This window comes from Acidisoma sp. C75, assembly GCF_054665095.1.
This window is the reverse complement of record NZ_BAAFHD010000043.1, coordinates 1-400: the sequence shown is the minus strand read 5'-3', so window position 1 is coordinate 400 and position 400 is coordinate 1. Positions and strand designations below refer to the sequence as shown.

Here is a 400-nt window from a genome sequence, read left to right as displayed (position 1 = left end):
GCGCCAGTCTATGCCTTCGAGCAGATAGCCGAGCTGAGCCGCGGTGACCGGCACCACACCGTCGGCGGGTGATGGCCACAGGAAGCGCCCGCGCTCCAGGCGTTTGGCATAGAGCGACATGCCGAGCCCGTCATGCCAGAGCACCTTGATCAGGTCGCCACGCCTGCCGCGGAACACATAGAGATCACCCGCGTGAGGATCGCGGCCGAGCCCTTCCTGGACCTGCAGGGCGAGCCCGTTCATGCCGCGCCGCATATCCGTGGCGCCGGTCGCCAGCCAAACCCGCACGCCCGTGGGAACCGGGATCATCCCCGCAGCACACCCAGCACCCGGCGCAGCGCCGCCGCAGTGACATCGCCGCCAACCCGGATGGTCGTCCCATCCGCGAGCTTGATCTCGA

Annotated in this window: 1 protein-coding gene; it reads right to left on the bottom strand. The window is 68.8% G+C overall.

Annotated features, from left to right (window positions below):
* On the bottom strand, positions 1-309 hold a 309-nt coding region (gene tnpB / locus ACYQ7X_RS17490), incomplete at its 3' end, for an IS66 family insertion sequence element accessory protein TnpB (protein WP_459698353.1).
* Positions 310-400 lie beyond the last annotated feature (91 nt).